Raw genomic sequence first — 19226 nt, forward strand, 5'->3', positions numbered from 1 at the left:
GGTAAATTAACTAATTGCCATTTGCAAATTGTATGAACAGCAAATATTTTATAATATGCTAAAATGTTTTCCTACCTTTTAATTTCCGCCATTGTTTTCTTAAATCTGTGTATCAATTCATAAATTTCTTCTTCGTCATAGCTTGCAAAACCAATTCTAATACAATTATGACCGATTTTTGCACTATCATATCGTTGCCAAGCTCCAATTTCTAATTTATGTGTTCTAGCTACTTCGGCAATGGTTGCCCAGGAATAATTTGAATTCAATTGTATCCAAACGGCCATTCCTCCTTTTGGAATTTCAAACTGAAAAAAACTACCTAATTCATCTTTTAATAATTTACAAAACAAATCACGTCGTTGCTTGTAAATTTTCATCACCTTTCTAATATGCCTATCTAAATCACCCGATTTTATAAAATCAGCAAATGTTAACTCTAGTAATGCATCTCCTTGCCTATCTAGATAACCTCTTAATTTAGCCGCCTCATCAACAAATGCTTTCGAAGCAATTAAATAACCAATTCTATACACTGGAGCGACTGTTTTACAAACAGAACCAATGTAAATTACGTTTCCGTTAGTATCATGACTTGCCAATGGTAAAATTGGAGCGTGATTGTAATTAAAATCGTAATCATAATCATCTTCAATAATTGCAAAATCATATTGGTTCGCCAAATTCAACAAATGAATTCTTCTTTCTGCACAGAGTGTTACTGTTGTCGGATGGTGGTGGTGCGATGTAACATAAACCGCTTTTATCTGTTGTCGTTTACATAGCTTTTCGATTTCGTCAGTTACTAGCCCATGTTCATCTACCGAAACACGTTCTATTTTTGCATTTTGATATAGAAAAGTAGCATTTGCAGCACTATAATTGGTGCTTCCAACTACAATGGTGTCATTTTTTTGAAGCAATAATTGTGACGATAACCAAATTCCCATTTGGCTACCACGTGTAATCAAAATATTTTCTTTGCTGATATGTAAACCTCTAGACGCATTCAAATAATCAACCAACACTTCTCTTAAAGCATCATTTCCATACGTAGAACCGTAAGATAAATGTTCGAATGCCCATTTCTTAGAAGAAATTCTTCTGTATGTTCTTGAAATTTCATCAATTGGTGTTAACCTTCCATCAGAAATACCATCATTAAAATACATAAAGCCTTCCTCCTTTTTTACGGATTTTTCAGGAAAAATACTGTTCTTATAAAAAGAAAAACCAGCATTTTTCTTTAAATCTACACCATTAGTATCCTTTAATTTTTGCCGTTGTAGCAAGGGTAAATTGCTTAGTACAAAAGTTCCTTTTTTAGGAATGCTTTCTACCCAGCCTTGTAACAATAACTCTTCATAACAAGCAACAATTGTTTTTCTATGTACATTCAATTGCTCTGCCAACGTTCTGCTACCTGGAAGTTTGGTATTAGGCACTAAGGTCTGATCTTTAATCAATTGTATAATCTGATTTGATAACTGTAGATACAACGCTTGATTGCATTTTCTATCAAATTGGATACTGGTTTTATATGGAAACATCTGGACTATTATTAATTTTTATTCTGGATGGTTGTTGTAGTCCACAAATGTAATAATTTTACCATTCAAAACAATAGCAATGCTGAAACTTGAACCTTTTAAAGAAGAAGACTTTTTGAGATTGATACATTGGATTGACTCTGAAAAACTAATGTATATTTTTAGTGCAGAAACATTTAGTTATCCTTTAACACACCAACAACTAAAAAAATATATAAATGCTAAAGATAGAATTGCCTATAAAGTAATAGATACTACTTCAGGTGAAATTATTGGGCATGCAGATTTTAGTAAAATTAATCACTTAAGCAAAAGTGCTCGAATTTGTAGTGTTGTAATTGGAGATGATAAACATAGAAACAAAGGGTTTGGAACACAAATAATTAACGAACTTGTCAGGGTTGGTTTTAATGAAATGAAATTTCATAGAATTGATTTAGGAGTGTATGACTTTAACTCAGCTGCTATAAAATGTTATGAGAAATGTGGGTTTAAAGTTGAAGGATTATTAAGAGAAAACATAAAATTTAAAACGGAGTATTGGTCTACATATAATATGAGTATCATTAATAACAACTAAAAGAAATGAACAAACTCGATTTAAACACCAACGAATATGATATTTATTATAAAAGATATATTGATAAATTATCTGACAAAACCGAGTTAAGAAAAGGCTTTGAAATTGGAAAAAACAATGCAATTAATTTTTTTAAATCTATCCCTAATGAGAAATTAACGCATCGTTATCAACCAGAAAAATGGAGCATAAAAGAAATAATACAACACTTAATAGATACAGAACGTATTTTTATGTACAGGTGCTTTAGAATTGCAAGGCGAGATACTACTGCCCTAGCAGGATATGATCAAAATATCTATGTTGACCCATCAGATGCCCATACTAAATCAATAGAAAATTTATTGGATGAATATCTAATAAATCGTAAGCATTCCATTTCATTATTGAATAGCTTAACAGATGACGACTTATCTTTTATAGGAAACGCTAACGGAGGACCTATGTCTGCGAGAGCTGCTGCTTTTATCATTTTAGGTCATGATATTTGGCATATGGAAGTAATACAAAACAAGTATTTATGAGCCATTGATAAGTTAACAACAAGCATAATGAAATGATAACGTTTAAACCACATAAAATGGAATTTGCAAAGGAATTTTCGAAACTGAAAAATGTTCCTGAAATACTTGACAATGGATATGATAAAACACCAAATCCCTATACCGAAAAAGACGCTATTGAATTTATAAATCAAGAAATTGGAAAGAAACCATTGGAAAGATTTCTTATTTATTGGAATAACGAAGTGGCCGGAGAAATAGGAATTACATTAAAAGATGATGTTTTTCGGCTAAATGCGGAAATTGGGTATTTTATTTCCAAAAAATTCTGGGGAAAAGGATTGGCTACCCAAGCAGTTCAAAAAATGACAGCATATACATTTGAGAATTTTGATGTTGTAAGAATAGTTGCTGGAGTTTTTGATTTTAATACATCATCAATGAAAGTATTAGAAAAAAATGGGTATTACCTGGAAAGTATTCGAAAAAATGCAGTAATAAAAAATGGAAAAATTATTGACGATTATATATGGGTAAAATTAAAAGAAAATTAATCAAAAAGAAAATTAAAATTATACCATGTTAGAACTAAGACCCAATTGCGAGCACTGTAATAAAGACTTACCAAACACTTCTATGGAAGCAATGATATGTTCTTTTGAATGTACGTATTGCAAAACCTGTGCTCTTGAAATCTTTGAAAATGTATGCCCAAGTTGTTCAGGTAATTTTGTAGAACGCCCCATTAGACCACAAAAAGAGGTGGAGAAATATCCGGCTTCAATAAAACCTGTCTTTAAACCAAAAGACTTAGAAAAAGCCAAACTAAATTCGGATAAATATGCAACCATTCCTCCAGAAAAAAGATAAAAAATGAATGCTTTTTTAATTGATAGTATTGGTTACGGAGCTTTAGTCATCAACTTATATTCAATGTCCACCAAGGGTGAATATAAGCTACGATTAATCTCACTTATCGCTAATCTAGGATATATCCTTTATGGTGTATTAATTAGTGCAGCACCAATAATTGTAGGCTGTACTATTGCCGTATTTCTTCATGGGTATCATATAAGAAGACTACGACTAAATAATAATAACAATGATTAAAATAGAAACCGCTAAGGCAGAAGATACAGCTATTTTAGCCCTTTTGGGGCGACTAACATTCGCTGAATCACATGGTCAATATATAGAAGATAAAAACGATCTATTAAAATACCTAGATGAGAATTTTTCAGTTTCTACCATGAAACAGAAGATAAAAGACCCTAAGAATCGATTCTATATTGTTTATGCAGATGGTTTGCCTGTGGGTTACGCCAAAATAGTCATAAACGCTAAAAACGAATATGTTACCTCAAAAAACAACTGTCGATTGCAACGGATCTTTATCTTAAATGATTTCATTCCGTTGAAAATTGGACAACAATTGCTAACTTTTGTTGAAGAACAAGCCAAAGCATTACAATTAGATACCATGTGGCTTACCGTTTATATAAAAAATAAGAGAGCCATTAGGTTCTATGAAAAAAGTGAATTTAAAAACGTTGGAGAATTAAACTTTATAGTTAGTGGCAAGGCCTATGATAATATAGTATTCTCAAAAAAGATAAATGAGCTCGCTTAACCTATTTTGGTTTAAGCGAAAATTAAAAGAGTTTAAATAAGTTCAAAAAATGAAAGAATATTCAAAATCAAAATTAAACCGAGTAAAACGAGGGCAAAACAGAGCTACTTACGATGTTGATAAAATAAACACCATTTTAGATGCTGGTTTTATAGGCTATGTAAGCTATGTGTACAAAGGCGGAGCTATTACACTGCCCATGGCCTACGGAAGAAAAGACAACAAAATTTATTTACATGGCTCGCAAGCCAACAGAATGTTACTCGCTTTATTAGAAGCTAAAGAAATGAGCATGACAGTGATGCATTTAGATGCATTGGTGTTGGCCCGATCTGGTTTGCACCATTCTGTAAATTATCGTTCAGCTACTTTGTTTGGTTCTGTAAAAAAAATAGAAGACCCAAAGGAGAAAGATGCTGCTCTTTTTTGTTTTATGGAACACATGATGAAAGGTCGTTGGGACGGCATTAGACCCATGCACCCAGAAGAATTAGACAGAACACTCGTTGTGGAAATGACTATTGAAACTGCTTCAGCTAAAATAAGAGATGTTGGTGTTGGTGACGAACCAGAAGATTACAGCCTAGACATTTGGGCAGGTTTAGTTCCTTTAAAGCAAGTTGCTGAATACCCAATTGCTGATAAAGGGTTACCACAGAACATGAAAATACCGAAACACGTTTTAGACTATTATCAAAACAACAAAGAATAAACCTATGGAAATTCAACTACGTGCAATGTCTGCAACCGATTGGGCAAATGTAGTAGAAATTTATAAAGAAGGTATTGCAACAGGTAATGCCACCTTTCAGCAAGAAGTACCCAACTACATGGAATGGGATAACAACCATCTTAAAAATTGTAGAATAGTGGCCATATTTAAAAACAAAATTGTAGGTTGGGCTGCATTATCACCAGTTTCTTCTCGATGCGTTTATGGAGGAGTTGCGGAAGTGAGTGTCTATGTGTTATCAAAATTTTCAGGACAGAAGATAGGAACCAAATTATTAAAAAAATTGATTTCTGAAAGTGAAAAGAATGGGATTTGGACTTTACAAGCTGGTGTTTTTCCTGAAAACAAAGGAAGCATTATAATTCACGAAAGGCTCGGATTTCGAAAAGTAGGCTACCGCGAAAAAATTGGGCAACAAAAGGGGACTTGGAGAGACACAGTGCTATTAGAAAAAAGAAGTGAACTCGTAGGAGTTTAATAATCGTAATACTTTTCGATATTTATGAAATAATAACAAACCGAATAAAAATGAAATTAACACCTGAAATAAAAAAGTCTATACATAAAAGTGTACTGTGTTGGCTTGCAACAGCATCTACAGATAATACACCCAATGTTTCACCAAAAGAAATTTTCAACTATTTTGGAACGGACAAAATAATTATTGCGAATATAGCTTCGCCACAAACTGTAAAGAATATTAAGCAAAATGAAAATGTTTGTGTAAGTTTTATTGATATTTTGATTCAGAAAGGATTTCAGATAAAAGGAAAAGCAAAAATTTGTAAGAAAACCGATGCCAATTTTTTAGCGATGGAAAAAATATTGGTAAAAATGACTGGTGGCAACTTTCCTTTTTCGACGATAACAGAAATTACAGTAAGCCAAGTTAAACCCATTATAGCACCTAAATACATGCTGTATCCCAAAACAACAGAGGCAGCACAAATTGAAAGTGCAAAAAAAGCATATGGAATAACAGATGAATTATAACAACAAAAAATTTAGAGTTTTTGAAAATTCCGAAAACGGGGAAACCTCAACGGAAACCATTTTTGAATACAAACAAAATGGAACTATTCTTACGTCTGAATATAGCGGCGGACAAATTGTTAGTGGGCATTTAATAGGGTTAGTTGACCAAAATGGCAACATTGAAATGCGTTACCATCAGGTGAATACAAAAGGAGAATTAATGACTGGAATTTGTTTTTCAGAACCAGAAGTGACAGCTAATGGAAAAATAAAATTGTATGAAAAATGGGAATGGACTTCAGGAGATAAATCAAAAGGAACTTCAGTTCTGATAGAGATATAATAAAAAATAAACCCAATGAAAATAGAAAATAGCCAATTGGCAGATATGCCCAATATATTTGATTTGTATAGGCTGGCTACAAACTATATGAAATCTAAAAACCAAGTGCATTGGCCTGAATTTCCTGAAGATTTAATTCTAACTGAAATAGAAGAGAATAGACAATGGAAATTAGTAATTGACAATCAAATTGCCTGCATTTGGGCAACCACATTAAATGACGAACTCATTTGGGGAAACAAAAACAACGACCCTTCGCTTTACATACATCGTATTGCTACAGACCCTGATTTTCGTGGGCAAAACTTGGTGAAAAAGTTAATCAGTTGGGCAAATGAATATTGTAAAAAGAGAAATTTGAACTACCTTAGAATGGATACTGTGGGTTTAAATAAACCCTTAATTGCACATTACGAAAAACTAGGTTTCCAGTTCTTGGGAACTAAAGTACTTAAAAACCCTGTTGGATTGCCAGCACATTATAAAGAAGGTGAAGTTTGCTATTTTCAAAAGGAAATTAGTTAGAGATCCCGTTGTGCATTATAAAACAATGGTTTTCAACAGAAAAGACTAAATTTAAGAATTAATATAGAATAACTGTAACTAAAAAACATTGTGCAAACCATTGCAATTCTATACCAAGCCAAACTTCCGCCCATTAGAAATGGGATTCAAAAACCAATGAAACCTGGCGGATATTCCGATAGTGGAGCAGATATTGCTTGCGAATTAAATAAACATGGAATACCCATTGTAACACCAGTAGATCATCCAAAAATTTTAACTGATTTAGATTGGGTTTTTCCAGATACCCGAGAAGGAATTCAAAATGCCTTAGACAAAGGAGCCAATACATTTTGGTTAAATACGGTTTTATACAAAGACCACGAAATAGAAAATTTCTTTGGTCAAAAAATTCAATTTGTTGGACAAATGCCGCATCAAGTAGATGCTTTTGATGACAAATATTTTACGAATGAATTGCTGCGAAAAAACCAAATTTCGATTCCTAAAACGGAACTGATCTCCATTGAAAATTTATCCAATTATTCTTTGAGTATTGATTTTCCAATGGTTGTTAAACCTATAAGAGGTAGAGGCAGTCAAGGCGTTTCTTTGGTCAACAACCCAAAAGAATTGGACAACAAGCTAAACGAACTTTTTTCGAATGCCGCCTATGGAAATACCGTTTACGTTGAGCAATTTTTAAGTGGTCAAGAAATAACGGTTACTGTAATGCCTCCTGGCAGTTATTTGATTGACAATCAGGTAACGCATAATCATAAACCCTGGTGTTTACCTGCTGTTAAAAGAGTTAACCATAAAGAGGGAATAGCACCTTATAGTGGTGTTGTAGCGGTAATGAAAAACAGTTCAGTCCTTGAGGATAGCGAGTTAAAATCAACTAACATTAAAGCGGTTTACCGACAATGTGTAAAAGCAGCCCAATTACTAAATCTTAAGGCACCTATACGTATAGATTGCCGTGCAGATGAAAATGGAAATTATTTTTTGTTCGATTTGAATATGAAACCTAACATGACAGGGCCATCAAGACCGCAACGGCAAAACCAAGATAGTTTGACTTTATTGGCTGCAAGAAAAATAGGTTGGAGTTATTATGACTTATTAAAAAATATACTTAAACAGTCTTGGAAAGCGAAATAAGAATTCCATTTATAATTAACCGTTCCTTAGTTTTTTAAAATTAAAATAACCTTATTTTTCTCCTAACACCACTACCCTATTCCATTGTTAATAAAAACTAGATGTTGCAGCAATAACTATTACTACTAATTTATTAAATTTGTAAACAGTTCGCTGACAAACACTTATTTCCCCTAAGTACTTCACTTTTTAGAAATTTAGATTTTGTTTAGCATAAGTAACTTATAATTATAAAGGATATAAACGTATTACGTTTATATCCTAATTAACCACAAGCTGAACACAAAAGAAAATGACAACAACAGAAATACGAAAAATGATTGTTGAATCTGAAGATCCAAAATGGTTTAATTCTATGAAGGTAACAATTTCGTATTCTAGGATTGGCTTTTATCAAACGATTAAAGGATTTAGTGCTATTCATAGATTTTTAAGTCAACAAATAAAGGGATGGGATAAATATGAAGATATTCCTAATGAATTAAATTCGTCTAAACAGCACTTCACTAATTTGATGAATTTAACTGAGAACTTTATCAATTCATATAAAAATCATAAAGAGCCCCAACTAAATAATGGTTGGAGAAATGTTCAAAATCAGTTACAAAGTGATGGAAACCAATTTACCTACGATTCGCCACAAACTGAGTTTTTAATTGATTTGAAAAAAGAGTTTCCAAATTATGTTTCTGGAGCATATTACTATTTAATTGGTTCTTACAATTTTAGTAATCACAACAATTTCACGGGTGCGATTTTAGCTTATGAATTTGAATTAAAAGACCATACAAACATTACTCAACGTAGAAATAAAGAAAAGTCATCTATTACGAAAATCCGAAACGATTTAAGAGAACAACTTAATGAGTCTGAAACTCAACTAACGGAACATCTTACAAATGCAAATGATGAGTACAAAGAGTACATAGAAAAAATTGAAGATTTTAAAACAGAGAAAGAAGGAATTTTCAATGATTGGTTTGAAGGAAATGAAGAAAATGAAGTTAAAGGTGTAAAAGAAGAGTTTGATGACTTTAAAAGCAATAAAGAGTCGATTTTTACCGATTGGTTTGAGGGATCTGAAGGTGTCTTAGGTGTAAAAAAGAAAGTATCTGATTTAGAACATACTTATGAAGAACTTTTGCGATTAAAAAAGCCTGCGGATTACTGGGATAAGCGAGCCGGAAAATTAAGAACTCAGGGATGGATTTCTTTCGTTGCGTTAATAATATTTGTTGCAATTGTAGTTTGGTCTTTAGGTGAATTGTTATGGAAAACACCTGAACAAATTTATACAAGTTTTTTTGACGGAGATAAAAGTGCTGCCATCCGATGGTCAGTAATATATATAACATTTATTTCATTCATGGCTTTTTGCATAAGGGCAATAACTAAAGTTATGTTTAGTTCATTTCACCTGGCACGCGATAGCGAAGAAAGAAATACTTTGACCTATTTTTATTTATCACTATTGAATGACTCAAATATTGATAAAGAAGACAGACAACTAATAATACAATCACTGTTCAGTAGAGCTGATACCGGGTTACTTAAAGATGATTCTGGACCGACTATGCCAAATGATTTTGGAGGCAAAATGTTTGGGGGAAATTAATAGCAGTGGCTAACAAAGAACTGAGTTAAAAAATAAGTAATTTAAGGTTACCCCTAAATGAAAATAATTAGAGCATTAGCTGAAGAAGAAATTGAATTGACAAAACATTTGTTAAGTTTGATACCTTACTTTAAAAAAGGTTTACCTAAAAAAGCTCGGACAATGTACGATGGCGAAATGGGTTCAATTTCTTTTGATCTTGATGGTAAAGCAGAATTTGGAAAAGTTCTCATAGAGGCTGAGTATAGCGACACGGACGGAGCAAATGTTTTAATTACTTTAACAGAAGATGAAAACGGAAACTTATTTGAACTAGATTATTGGAAAACAGACTTTACTAAATTAGTTGAATATCCTAGTCCAGAAAAGATAAAAATTTTATCTTAATAATTATAAATCAAATATAATTGTAGTACTTAATTTGAGAAATGAACGAAAAAGATAAACAAAAAAAGAAAAGTTCTTTAAGAAAAAGAGCTGATGAAATAAAAGAACATCGATGTAAAAATCTAATTGCAGTTCTCGAAGAACCTAATATGCTCAAAAATATTGGAACGGTAATTCGTAATATTAATGCATTAGGGGTTGAAAAATTATATGTAGTTGACAGTCAAAATAGATTACCTAATGATTGGCAAGAAATGAGAGAAAGAACTTCTTTACTAAAACCTTCAGTTTCTGCAATTAAATGGAGTTTTGTTAAAACTTTTGAAAGTACTCAAGAGTGTATAGACCATCTAAATAAGAACAGATTTACTTCTGTAGTTACTTCTCCTCATATAAAAGGAAAGACGAATGTGATTTTACATGAAGGAAACTACACTCAAAAAAAACTTGCTGTATGGTTTGGAAATGAATCACGGGGAATTAGTCAATTAGCAGTTGAAAATAGTGAAGCTTGTATTCAAATGGAAATGTTCGGAATTATTGAAAGTTTGAATTTAGGAACATCTTCTGGAATTGTCTTATACGAAATTGCTAAACAAAGAAGAGAATATCAAAGTAAAAATAAACGCGGACAAAAGCGAGACCCAAAAGTTAAAACGGAGATCGAGTAGTAATTGGCCTCACAATTTTTGTCATAGTAATTAATTATTAGTGTTTTGTAAATGAAACAAACTATTACCAAAAACGATAAAAATTTAAAAATCTTGAATAAGTTAATTACGAATGGATTTTATAAAGGTTATGTTAAAGCTGAAAAGTTTGAATTGAAAAGAAATTATTTTCCGAACAATTATAGGATACTAGGAATTTTGAACGAAGAAAATAAATATGTGGTAAAATTTGACTTTGATTCTATGATGAGTGTTAATGCAAAAATTCTAATGATTCTTGGAGTTATCGTTTCCATTATAATGTTGATTAAAGGAAATTGGATAATACCATTTGTTTTTATTGTTTCCTGGCTAATAGCGGTAATTGGTTTTAAAATGAAAGGCAAAAAGGAAATGGAATTATTTACAAATAAATTTTTGGAATTTTACAAAAACGAATATAGTTGAAATAGAAATAAGAAAATGAAAAAACTCATACTTATACTTATTGGATTAAACCTCACCTTTTGTCAAAATACCAAAACGGGTATGACTAAGGAAGAATTCGAAACCAAAATCGAGATTATCGAAAAAGAAAATATTGCTAATAAAAGATTGGCAAATGGATGGTACACAACATTATCAAAAGAAAATGAATTTAAACGATTATATAATAAGACATCTGATGAATATTTTATTAACCCAAAACCGATTGTACTACCTGACAATTTCAGTATAAGCGAAGAATATGAAAATAATCAAGGAGTGAAAACAATAGCAGTTTATTTTGATCAATCAGGGACAGATTCCTGGTCAAAGGCAACGGATTATAATATAGGATTACACTTAATCTTTATTTTAGACAATGAAATTTTATCTGCCCCATTGGTAAATTCACAAATAACAAACGGAGCTTCTGCTTTTTGGAAAAATGAATTGACTGAAAAACAGTGGAAAAAAATTAAAGAGATTGTTACACGTAAAACGAAGAACTGAGTTAAAAACAATAGTATATTTATAGTTATAACGAATTTAACTTAATGTGTTAATAAAATTACCTAAACAAGTTGAAAAATATGAAGTTAAAACCAAAAATTGGAATTGATAATCTCAAATTCGGAATGCCTCAAAAAGAGATTTATACGATTTTAGGAATGCCCAATAAAAAAAGAATAGATGAAGATGATGAAAATCAGCTTTTCATGGAATTTAATAAACCAAAATTAAGATTGACTATTTACCAAGATGAAAATAGCAGATTGGGGTATATAAGAACCATAAATCCGGAACTAGAATATAATGGACATAAAATTATAAACTCGACACTTGAATTTGCTCAAACAGAAATATTTGGTGGAATTATTAAGGAATGGGAAATGGATGATTATGATTTTTGGACAAGCTATGGAAATGATGAATTTTGGATAACCCTAAATGTGGAGTATGGAATAGTTATAAGCTTAGAAATGGGAGTTCCATTTAAAAATGATGAAGAATATGATTGGCCAAAATAAAAAAACTAAAACAGCTATGAAAAAAGCAATTTTTATACTTTTTGCAGTACTCCTATTTTCTTGTAATCCACAAAAAACACAACCTTCAGAAGATACAACAGAAGCCCTTAAAGCCGTTGTAGAAGGCGAAACCGAGGCCTATATGGAGAAAGATTATCAGAAATGGGCATCATATTGGGACCATAGCAGCGATGTGTTAAGATTAGATGTAGCCAACGGAAGTTTATCCCAAACCAGAGGTTGGGACAACAATGGTGGCAATTTAGAATCCTTTTTTAAAGAGAATCCTGAGCCTATAACTTCTACTTTTGTAAACTCTAACTATCTTATTTTTCACGATACCAATTTAGCTTGGGTCGCCTTTGACCAAACGTGGACAAGCCAATCAGGAGAAAAAAGTTTGGCAAAAGCAACCATTACCTTAGTTAAAAAAGAGAATGATTGGAAAATAATATCGTATACTGCCATTCAATACGAAGCCGAAGATGAGAATGCAGATACGTTGGGGAGGGAGTAGTTGTAGTTGGTGTTTTTTATAATACTATATTTATAGACATAACGGCCATAAACATAATACGGTTATCGTAATAGTTAACAATAATTGTAAAATGAAGTTTGAAGAAATACATACTGAAAGATTAATTTTAAGAAAGCTTACTCAAGAATGTTTCGATTATATACATTCTGAAATGACTCAAGCTGAGCAATTGGAAGTCCTTGGTCTAAAATCCAATGAAGAGTTATTGAAAGAAAAAGAAAAATACAAGAATGGTCTGTCTACACATAATAAAAAATTTCTTTACTATCAATTAATTGACAAAAGCACGAAAGAGATTGTTGGTTGGTGTGGTTTTCATACTTGGTACACAGATCATAATCGAGCCGAAATTGGATATGAATTGTTTGATGACAACTATAAAGGTATAGGTATAATGTCAGAAGTAATAGCATTAATTGTTAATTATGGATTTAAACACATGGCTTTAGAAAGAATAGAAGCTTTTGTTGGCCCTAATAATACACCCTCTATAAAATTACTAAAAAGGATGAATTTTAAGAAAGAAGGACTTTTAAAACATCACTATTTCCATAAAAATAGAATGGAAGATTCAATAGTTTTTGCGTTATTGGAATCTGAAACACACTAAAAATAAAAATCATGAATAAACAAAAAAGAATGTTAGACAAAACTATCCTATTAGGATTTGTTGCTATAGTAATTTCAATCAACTTTAGTTTTGGACAAACTAAAACTGAAAAGCTTGACAACTTGTTAAATAAATACCATGAATATGGTAAATTTAATGGTTCTGTTTTAATAGCAGATCAAGGTAAAGTTGTTTATAAAAAAGGTTTTGGAATGGCAAATATGGAATGGGACATTCCAAATAAGTCAACTACCAAACACCGACTAGGTTCAATAACCAAGCAATTTACCGCCATGCTAATACTACAGCTTGCAGCAGCAGACAAGCTTGATTTACAGGCACCAATTACCAAATACCTACCAGATTATCCTAAGAAAAGTGGAGACAAAATAACAACACATCATTTACTGACTCACACTTCGGGAATACCCAATTATACTGCCTTTCCAAAGTTTTTTGAAGAGGAAAGTCGCAATCCCTATAAACCAGAAGAGTTTGTTGAAAAATTCGCACACAAAGACTTGGAATTTACTCCTGGAGAAAAATTCAATTATAGTAATTCGGGCTATTTTCTTTTAGGGGTTATTGCAGAAAAACTTTCTGGGAAGACCTATGAGCAAATGCTACTCGATAACATTTTTACCCCTTTAGGCATGAAAAATTCAGGTTACGATAATCATGGAGATATCTTAAAGAATAGAGCAACGGGATATGAAAAAAATGGCAAAGACTTTGTAAATTCTAGGTATCTAGACATGTCTATTCCTTATGCAGCCGGATCTTTATATTCAACCGTAGAAGATTTATATGTTTGGGATCAAGCATTATATACCAATAAGCTACTTTCAAAAAAATATATGGACATGTATTTTAAACCTTACATTCCGGCTTTTGGAAACGGTTTTTATGCCTATGGCTGGGGAATTGGAAAAGATGTAATTGGGAATACTAAAGATAGCATTAATGTCATTTCTCATGGTGGTGGAATTAATGGGTTTAACACTATAATTTCACGAACGCCTTCAGATAAATCTTTAATTGTGCTTTTGAACAATACTGGAGGTGCTCCGCTAAACCAAATGGCCAGAGCTATAAGAGGAATTATGCATGGCAAAACTTATGATAATCCTAAAAAATCTCTTGCTTATGATCTTTTGCAAGTCATCCAAAAAGAAGGGCTTAAAGCTGGAGTTGCACATTTTAATGCTACTAAAAACTCAAATGGTTTCGATCTAAACGAAGGTGAAATGAACCAAATTGGTTACCAACTTATGGGAGAAGGTAAGGTTGAAGAAGCTGTTCAAGTTTTTAAATTAAACGTAGATGCTTTTCCAAATTCTTTCAATGCTTACGACAGTTATGGAGAAGCTTTAATGAGCCTAGGTAAAAATGACCTTGCCATAAAAAATTATAAAAAATCGGTAGAAATGAATCCAGCAAATCAAAATGGAATTGATATGCTTAAAAAATTAGGGGTAGATACTAGTGATCTGGTAAAAGAAGTTGTTGTACCCTCAACTATTTTAAAGAGTTATATAGGTAAATATGAACTTACACCTAACTTTATAATTACCATATCAAAAGAGGGTAATCAAATGAAGGCACAAGCAACTGGACAACCGATAATTGATATTTTTCCTAAATCAAATACTGTTTTTTATCTAAAAGTAGTTAATGCTCAAATCACTTTTAATACAAATAAAACTGGGAAAGTTGAAAGTTTAACTTTGTTACAAGGAGGGCAAGAAATGACAGGAAAAAAACTAGTCGATTAAAAATGATGCATAATAAATCGAAAATAATCAGAACTTGGAAAGGCTGGACTACATTAGAAAACGCCTCTATATATGAAAATATGCTAATTAATGAGGTATTCCCGACCGTAAAAAGAAATGGAGTAACTGGACTGGAAAAAGTTAGTATTTCCACTAGAAATAAAACTGATGAAGTAGAGTTTTTTTTGACATTACAATTCAATTCACTTGATGCTGTAAAGTCATTTGCTGGAGAAGATTATAAACATGCTTATATTCCAGAAAATGCGAAGCAAGTATTAAAAAGATATGATAAGACAGCTGAGCATTACGAATTAAAAGAAGAATTAGTATTGTAAGATGAAAACATTTATAGGAAAAATTAAAGCTTTCTTTAATTTTTCAAGCCCCGAAAACAATAAAGATTTTCTGCTTGAAAAAGGCGAAAAAGTTGAAATAAAAGTTCCTGAAGAATTGCTTAATGGGCAGGTCTGGCAAATAACTTCTTGGCATTGTGAAGTCGGCGATATTATAAAACCAGGAGATTTAATTTGTACTATAGAGTCAAAAGATATAAGCTCCGATTTTGAAGCTTTTTTCCAAGGAAAAGTAAATTATAGAAATACTTCAAAAAGTAGCTTAACAAAAGATGCTGTTATTGTAGAAATTATTGGGGATTAATCAGGTTTATTGCGTTATCGTTTAATCTTCTTGATATATTTTTCAATCCGTTCGCTGTCAAGCAGGTGAGTAGATTCTTTACCCAATACTACTTCAAATTAAAATACTTACTTAAACACAATCAGGTTTGGTGTTTTTACACAAGCATCATCCACCTTTTCCATTGGGTTATTCAAAAATGTTTTCGCCATTTGAAGAAAACAAGCATTCATTGGCACATGACCTTCCGACGGAAAAATGATATGGCTAACATTTTTTAATGATTTGGCTGCTTTTTCACCATTTGATGGTGGTGTTATCGGATCCCATGCTCCACTAACCAAAAGTGTTGGAATATCAGAAACTACAGCATTCATTTCAGTGTTAGCATTACTTTCAGAAGGCCAATCTTTTAAAACCTCTGGATCTGAACCAAATAAACTTACTCCATTGGCTAAACTAGGAAACTTTTTTTCGTCAGCTGCAATCATATTTATATTGTTAAAACTACTTTCATCTTTTACATTTACTGACCAATAAGTAGCAACATTTATTAACCCCAAACGAGCCGCAAAAGCTTGGATTGCTATTAAAACTGGTTTTGTATTTTCGTTTTTAAAAGCCATTATAAATGATGGAACCGCAGCAATGGTTTGTCTATTGTATAGCATTTGTTGTACAAGCAATAAAAAATCATGTTTGTTTATAATAAACTCATCACCGTCTATGGTAAAAGACGCTCCTTTACTATCTAATTGCTTGCAAACGGATTCAAAATTTTCTTTTAGATTTGGATAGTCGGTAGCACAATCTTTATCATTTTCACACGTATCAAATAGTATTTCTAATGATCGGTTTAAATTGGTGTAAATATTTTCATACAGTCTGGTTTCCAACGGAAATAGTCCTGAAAGAATAGATGATCTAATGCTTTTGGGATATAATTCCATATATTTTAAACCCAAACGGGTACCGTAAGAACCTCCAAAAAGATTAATCTGTGTATAGCCTAAATGCTGTCTTAGGGCTTCTAAGTCCATTGCACTTTGCGTAGTGCCAAATGCGGTTTTAAATGTGGGGGACTTTAATGCCGTTATGCAATCAGAACTTACAGTTAAAAGTGTTTCATCTTCTTGATCTAAGGAAATGTCCGCAGCCATAACTTCTAAAAAAGATGCCCCTAAATTTGGACAAATGGCATTAGAAAAGCCAATACCTCTTTGATCGTACAAAATAAAGTCACGATCTGGGTCTAGTGCCAAATTCCTAAATACATTCGCATAGGATAGTACATTACCGCCTGGCCCACCTTGAAGAAAAACAACAGGATCTTTTTTACGATTTTCTGACTTTGATTTAATAACTATATATGCAATTTCTGTATTGCCGTCTTCTTTATTTTCCCAATTATTTGGAACTTCTACATAACCACATTGGTCATGTTCCGCAGTAATTTTTCCTTTAAACGTGCATTGGTGCTGCTCTTGAGATTGGCAGCTGAATACAAGAAAACCAAGTGAATAACAAAGGATGTATTTTAATTTCATTTTGGAGATGTTATTAATTTGAATATCCGTAAGTAGCAATAATATTGTTACGTCATGCTGAACTCGTTTCAGCATCTCATAATTATTTAATATTCAGACATTTGTTAGGTAAGACCTTAAACAATCCCGATAGCCATCGGGACACGGTGACGAACCGATTATGACACATTACGGACAATCAATTATTAATGAATTGCTTTGTAAAGTTAATGAATTTAGATGCTAACAATCAGGTTATTACATAAATTTAACTTTTACTATTAATCCCTTTCAATTTTCTTGATGTGTTTTTCAATCCGCTCCCTATCCGGTACCGTAGTAATTTCTTTGGTTAATGCCATTTTAAATTCTTTAAAGGCACTAGCATCATAACCTTTTTCATAGTAATATTTTCCAATCAAATAGTAGCCCTCCCAATAGTCAGGGTTTGTGGTTTTTAATTCATCTAACAATTCAGGACTTGCTTTGCCTTCGGCATCTATAATTGCCAACAATTCACGTCGTAATACGCGATAGCGTTCGTAATTTTTATAGGCTTGGGTTTGTACAAAATTATCTTGAGGTATGGTTAATTGTTCTTCAGAAATAGTTTCGTTAGCATTTTCAAACTTTTGAAATACAGTATTTAAATCATAACTCACAAATTCACCCAATTGATACGGGTTTGTAGAAACCCATACTTTTAGTTTTTCGGGTTGAAATACAATTCCGTGATGTGCCAACAATTGGTTTAATGCTTTTTCGTTGCCATAGCCAATGTTTTTATCTTCTAGCCCTTTTGTGTTTCTTAATATGGTAACTGCTTTTTTGGGGTCAATTTTTTCGTTTTCAGTGAGCAGTTCTTCCATACGCTCGTAACGGTATGCGGAATGGCTTTCGGCTTTATGTAGGATATTATTTTTATCATCAGCATACGCTTCGCTCTGAAAATGATTGGAACAAACCAGTTGGCTGGAATTCTCCACTCTATACACCCCAAAATTATTGGGCGAAACTTCAATGGTAACTGCTTTTTTATCTTTAGCACTTCCAACTAATATGGCTTCTGAAACGAATACTTCTCGTTTTTTGGCAATGGCAATGGCCTCTTCAATATTGGAAGCGTATTGTAAAATTTCTCGCGTCAATAAGGATATGGGCGTTTTTGCCACCCATGGAATGTCCGATTTCCCGGCATTAATGGTAACCGTAAGGCCTTGATCGTTCATACCAGATACCACACCAATCATTCCGCCCCAGGTCACAGACATAAATTTGTGCCCTTTATCAGGAGCTACAAATGCCACAATTTTTTCTTTGGCAAAGTCGTCCCCTGCATAAAAATCGAAATTACGTGCAATTAATAGTCCACCGTCTGATGACTTATCATCCCAAACGGCAAAAGAAGAACAGCCCACCAGCATTAAATCTTTTAGAGCGTGACCTATATCATGTGCACCGTGCAAATACAAGCTCCGTAAATAATCATCAGCTACATAGTCGTAATCGTCTCCTGCAAAACGAGATACGCCATAGATTTCTGTTTTGTATTCATCATCAATATGTAAAAAGAGCTTACGGTTATACCAAGCCAAAAATTTTCGCAATAGTGTTTGTTTAAACTCAGAAGGAACTATCTCAGTAATTTTTGAGAAAAATATATTTTCTTGCCGTTGTAGTAATTCTTTGGTAAGACTGCCATTAACCAAACCACGTTCTAGTGGATCTCCTTTTATATACAATTCCCAGAGTCCGTGTTGGTTTTTACGCAATTGGTTTTTACCTACTGTAAAAGTAGAATCGTTAAGTTGTATCCTTTTGGGAATTGTATTTGTGTACCCTTCTAGTTTAGGTTGGTGATTGAGCGATTTTTTTACGCCGCAGGAGGTTAATAGGAGCAGTAACCCTATTAGCGTTAGTAGTTGGTGTTTTAAGTTGACCCCTCCGTCCATTGTGTTTATTACTAAATATAATATTTCTAACTGGACAC

The 19226-nt window shown here is 32.5% G+C and carries 25 protein-coding genes; 22 read left to right on the forward strand and 3 right to left on the reverse strand.

The annotated features are described in order from the left end of the window. Positions 1–71: 71 nt before the first annotated feature. Positions 72–1550, reverse strand: a complete 1479-nt coding sequence (gene pdxR / locus U5A88_RS08900; protein ID WP_354205667.1) for a MocR-like pyridoxine biosynthesis transcription factor PdxR — start codon at positions 1548–1550, stop codon at positions 72–74. Positions 1551–1629: 79 nt separating this feature from the next. Between pdxR and U5A88_RS08905 the strand changes: the two genes are divergently transcribed. The 22 genes from U5A88_RS08905 (at position 1630) to U5A88_RS09010 (ending at position 15731) form a co-directional block, all read left to right on the forward strand. Beyond that, complete coding sequence (locus U5A88_RS08905) at positions 1630–2130, forward strand: GNAT family N-acetyltransferase (protein WP_354205668.1); 501 nt, start codon at positions 1630–1632, stop codon at positions 2128–2130. A gap of 5 nt (positions 2131–2135) precedes the next feature. Beyond that, complete coding sequence (locus tag U5A88_RS08910) at positions 2136–2654, forward strand: DinB family protein (protein WP_354205670.1); 519 nt, start codon at positions 2136–2138, stop codon at positions 2652–2654. Between the two features lie 32 nt (positions 2655–2686). After that, complete coding sequence (locus tag U5A88_RS08915) at positions 2687–3187, forward strand: GNAT family N-acetyltransferase (RefSeq protein ID WP_354205672.1); 501 nt, start codon at positions 2687–2689, stop codon at positions 3185–3187. 25 nt (positions 3188–3212) lie between these two features. Next, positions 3213–3503, forward strand: a complete 291-nt coding sequence (locus U5A88_RS08920; protein WP_354205674.1) for a DUF1272 domain-containing protein — start codon at positions 3213–3215, stop codon at positions 3501–3503. Between the two features lie 232 nt (positions 3504–3735). Next, the gene (locus U5A88_RS08925) at positions 3736–4263 is read left to right on the forward strand and encodes a GNAT family N-acetyltransferase (RefSeq protein WP_354205676.1); all 528 of its coding nucleotides are present in this window, start codon (positions 3736–3738) and stop codon (positions 4261–4263) included. A 49-nt stretch (positions 4264–4312) separates the two neighbouring features. Further along, a complete protein-coding gene (locus U5A88_RS08930) occupies positions 4313–4975 on the forward strand; it encodes a pyridoxamine 5'-phosphate oxidase family protein (protein WP_354205678.1) in 663 nt (220 codons plus the stop codon). Between the two features lie 4 nt (positions 4976–4979). Next, positions 4980–5474 carry a GNAT family N-acetyltransferase gene (locus tag U5A88_RS08935; RefSeq protein WP_354205680.1) on the forward strand — a complete coding sequence of 165 codons (495 nt, stop codon included), beginning with the start codon at positions 4980–4982 and terminating at the stop codon, positions 5472–5474. A 50-nt stretch (positions 5475–5524) separates the two neighbouring features. Beyond that, a complete protein-coding gene (locus U5A88_RS08940; protein WP_354205682.1) occupies positions 5525–5989 on the forward strand; it encodes a pyridoxamine 5'-phosphate oxidase family protein in 465 nt (154 codons plus the stop codon). Then, on the forward strand, positions 5979–6314 hold the full coding sequence (locus tag U5A88_RS08945) for a n-acetylglutamate synthase (RefSeq protein WP_354205684.1): 336 nt from the start codon (positions 5979–5981) through the stop codon (positions 6312–6314). Before U5A88_RS08940 ends, U5A88_RS08945 begins: the two co-directional genes overlap by 11 nt. Positions 6315–6329: 15 nt before the next feature. Further along, on the forward strand, positions 6330–6839 hold the full coding sequence (locus tag U5A88_RS08950; RefSeq protein ID WP_354205686.1) for a GNAT family N-acetyltransferase: 510 nt from the start codon (positions 6330–6332) through the stop codon (positions 6837–6839). A gap of 90 nt (positions 6840–6929) precedes the next feature. Beyond that, positions 6930–7982, forward strand: a complete 1053-nt coding sequence (locus tag U5A88_RS08955; RefSeq protein WP_354205688.1) for an ATP-grasp domain-containing protein — start codon at positions 6930–6932, stop codon at positions 7980–7982. 292 nt (positions 7983–8274) lie between these two features. Next, entirely contained in the window at positions 8275–9597 is a 1323-nt protein-coding gene (locus tag U5A88_RS08960; RefSeq protein WP_354205689.1) for a DUF6161 domain-containing protein, read from the forward strand. Between the two features lie 57 nt (positions 9598–9654). Then, the gene (locus U5A88_RS08965; protein WP_354205691.1) at positions 9655–9984 is read left to right on the forward strand and encodes a DUF6984 family protein; all 330 of its coding nucleotides are present in this window, start codon (positions 9655–9657) and stop codon (positions 9982–9984) included. Positions 9985–10025: 41 nt separating this feature from the next. Next, complete coding sequence (locus tag U5A88_RS08970) at positions 10026–10655, forward strand: TrmH family RNA methyltransferase (protein WP_354205692.1); 630 nt, start codon at positions 10026–10028, stop codon at positions 10653–10655. 51 nt (positions 10656–10706) lie between these two features. Continuing rightward, positions 10707–11102 carry a hypothetical protein gene (locus U5A88_RS08975; RefSeq protein WP_354205694.1) on the forward strand — a complete coding sequence of 132 codons (396 nt, stop codon included), beginning with the start codon at positions 10707–10709 and terminating at the stop codon, positions 11100–11102. A gap of 15 nt (positions 11103–11117) precedes the next feature. After that, positions 11118–11630: a SecDF P1 head subdomain-containing protein gene (locus tag U5A88_RS08980; protein ID WP_354205696.1), complete on the forward strand. Its 513-nt coding sequence runs from the start codon at positions 11118–11120 to the stop codon at positions 11628–11630. A gap of 80 nt (positions 11631–11710) precedes the next feature. Then, positions 11711–12148 carry a hypothetical protein gene (locus U5A88_RS08985; RefSeq protein ID WP_354205697.1) on the forward strand — a complete coding sequence of 146 codons (438 nt, stop codon included), beginning with the start codon at positions 11711–11713 and terminating at the stop codon, positions 12146–12148. A gap of 16 nt (positions 12149–12164) precedes the next feature. Then, positions 12165–12665, forward strand: a complete 501-nt coding sequence (locus tag U5A88_RS08990) for a Cif family virulence factor (protein ID WP_354205698.1) — start codon at positions 12165–12167, stop codon at positions 12663–12665. A gap of 91 nt (positions 12666–12756) precedes the next feature. Further along, the gene (locus tag U5A88_RS08995) at positions 12757–13296 is read left to right on the forward strand and encodes a GNAT family N-acetyltransferase (protein WP_354205700.1); all 540 of its coding nucleotides are present in this window, start codon (positions 12757–12759) and stop codon (positions 13294–13296) included. 11 nt (positions 13297–13307) lie between these two features. Further along, positions 13308–15071: a serine hydrolase gene (locus U5A88_RS09000; protein WP_354205702.1), complete on the forward strand. Its 1764-nt coding sequence runs from the start codon at positions 13308–13310 to the stop codon at positions 15069–15071. A gap of 2 nt (positions 15072–15073) precedes the next feature. Then, positions 15074–15409: an antibiotic biosynthesis monooxygenase gene (locus U5A88_RS09005; RefSeq protein ID WP_354205704.1), complete on the forward strand. Its 336-nt coding sequence runs from the start codon at positions 15074–15076 to the stop codon at positions 15407–15409. A 1-nt stretch (position 15410) separates the two neighbouring features. Next, a complete protein-coding gene (locus U5A88_RS09010; protein WP_354205706.1) occupies positions 15411–15731 on the forward strand; it encodes a lipoyl domain-containing protein in 321 nt (106 codons plus the stop codon). A 107-nt stretch (positions 15732–15838) separates the two neighbouring features. Here U5A88_RS09010 and U5A88_RS09015 read toward each other — a convergent pair whose 3' ends face one another. Further along, the gene (locus tag U5A88_RS09015; RefSeq protein WP_354205708.1) at positions 15839–17332 is read right to left on the reverse strand and encodes an alpha/beta fold hydrolase; all 1494 of its coding nucleotides are present in this window, start codon (positions 17330–17332) and stop codon (positions 15839–15841) included. A 185-nt stretch (positions 17333–17517) separates the two neighbouring features. Continuing rightward, positions 17518–19188 (reverse strand): C45 family peptidase, encoded by a 1671-nt coding sequence (locus tag U5A88_RS09020; RefSeq protein WP_354205710.1) that lies wholly within the window; start codon positions 19186–19188, stop codon positions 17518–17520. Positions 19189–19226 lie beyond the last annotated feature (38 nt).

Origin of the sequence: Aureibaculum sp. 2308TA14-22, assembly GCF_040538665.1 — a bacterium.
GTDB lineage: Bacteria > Bacteroidota > Bacteroidia > Flavobacteriales > Flavobacteriaceae > Aureibaculum.

Bases quoted from the DNA above. Each gene is read 5' to 3' on its own strand.
- pdxR (WP_354205667.1), bottom strand. From the start codon at position 1,550: ATGTTTCCATATAAAACCAGTATCCAATTTGATAGAAAATGCAATCAA.
- U5A88_RS08905 (WP_354205668.1), top strand. From the start codon at position 1,630: ATGCTGAAACTTGAACCTTTTAAAGAAGAAGACTTTTTGAGATTGATA.
- U5A88_RS08910 (WP_354205670.1), top strand. From the start codon at position 2,136: ATGAACAAACTCGATTTAAACACCAACGAATATGATATTTATTATAAA.
- U5A88_RS08915 (WP_354205672.1), top strand. From the start codon at position 2,687: ATGATAACGTTTAAACCACATAAAATGGAATTTGCAAAGGAATTTTCG.
- U5A88_RS08920 (WP_354205674.1), top strand. From the start codon at position 3,213: ATGTTAGAACTAAGACCCAATTGCGAGCACTGTAATAAAGACTTACCA.
- U5A88_RS08925 (WP_354205676.1), top strand. From the start codon at position 3,736: ATGATTAAAATAGAAACCGCTAAGGCAGAAGATACAGCTATTTTAGCC.
- U5A88_RS08930 (WP_354205678.1), top strand. From the start codon at position 4,313: ATGAAAGAATATTCAAAATCAAAATTAAACCGAGTAAAACGAGGGCAA.
- U5A88_RS08935 (WP_354205680.1), top strand. From the start codon at position 4,980: ATGGAAATTCAACTACGTGCAATGTCTGCAACCGATTGGGCAAATGTA.
- U5A88_RS08940 (WP_354205682.1), top strand. From the start codon at position 5,525: ATGAAATTAACACCTGAAATAAAAAAGTCTATACATAAAAGTGTACTG.
- U5A88_RS08945 (WP_354205684.1), top strand. From the start codon at position 5,979: ATGAATTATAACAACAAAAAATTTAGAGTTTTTGAAAATTCCGAAAAC.
- U5A88_RS08950 (WP_354205686.1), top strand. From the start codon at position 6,330: ATGAAAATAGAAAATAGCCAATTGGCAGATATGCCCAATATATTTGAT.
- U5A88_RS08960 (WP_354205689.1), top strand. From the start codon at position 8,275: ATGACAACAACAGAAATACGAAAAATGATTGTTGAATCTGAAGATCCA.
- U5A88_RS08965 (WP_354205691.1), top strand. From the start codon at position 9,655: ATGAAAATAATTAGAGCATTAGCTGAAGAAGAAATTGAATTGACAAAA.
- U5A88_RS08970 (WP_354205692.1), top strand. From the start codon at position 10,026: ATGAACGAAAAAGATAAACAAAAAAAGAAAAGTTCTTTAAGAAAAAGA.
- U5A88_RS08975 (WP_354205694.1), top strand. From the start codon at position 10,707: ATGAAACAAACTATTACCAAAAACGATAAAAATTTAAAAATCTTGAAT.
- U5A88_RS08980 (WP_354205696.1), top strand. From the start codon at position 11,118: ATGAAAAAACTCATACTTATACTTATTGGATTAAACCTCACCTTTTGT.
- U5A88_RS08985 (WP_354205697.1), top strand. From the start codon at position 11,711: ATGAAGTTAAAACCAAAAATTGGAATTGATAATCTCAAATTCGGAATG.
- U5A88_RS08990 (WP_354205698.1), top strand. From the start codon at position 12,165: ATGAAAAAAGCAATTTTTATACTTTTTGCAGTACTCCTATTTTCTTGT.
- U5A88_RS08995 (WP_354205700.1), top strand. From the start codon at position 12,757: ATGAAGTTTGAAGAAATACATACTGAAAGATTAATTTTAAGAAAGCTT.
- U5A88_RS09000 (WP_354205702.1), top strand. From the start codon at position 13,308: ATGAATAAACAAAAAAGAATGTTAGACAAAACTATCCTATTAGGATTT.
- U5A88_RS09005 (WP_354205704.1), top strand. From the start codon at position 15,074: ATGATGCATAATAAATCGAAAATAATCAGAACTTGGAAAGGCTGGACT.
- U5A88_RS09010 (WP_354205706.1), top strand. From the start codon at position 15,411: ATGAAAACATTTATAGGAAAAATTAAAGCTTTCTTTAATTTTTCAAGC.
- U5A88_RS09015 (WP_354205708.1), bottom strand. From the start codon at position 17,332: ATGCTGAAACGAGTTCAGCATGACGTAACAATATTATTGCTACTTACG.
- U5A88_RS09020 (WP_354205710.1), bottom strand. From the start codon at position 19,188: ATGGACGGAGGGGTCAACTTAAAACACCAACTACTAACGCTAATAGGG.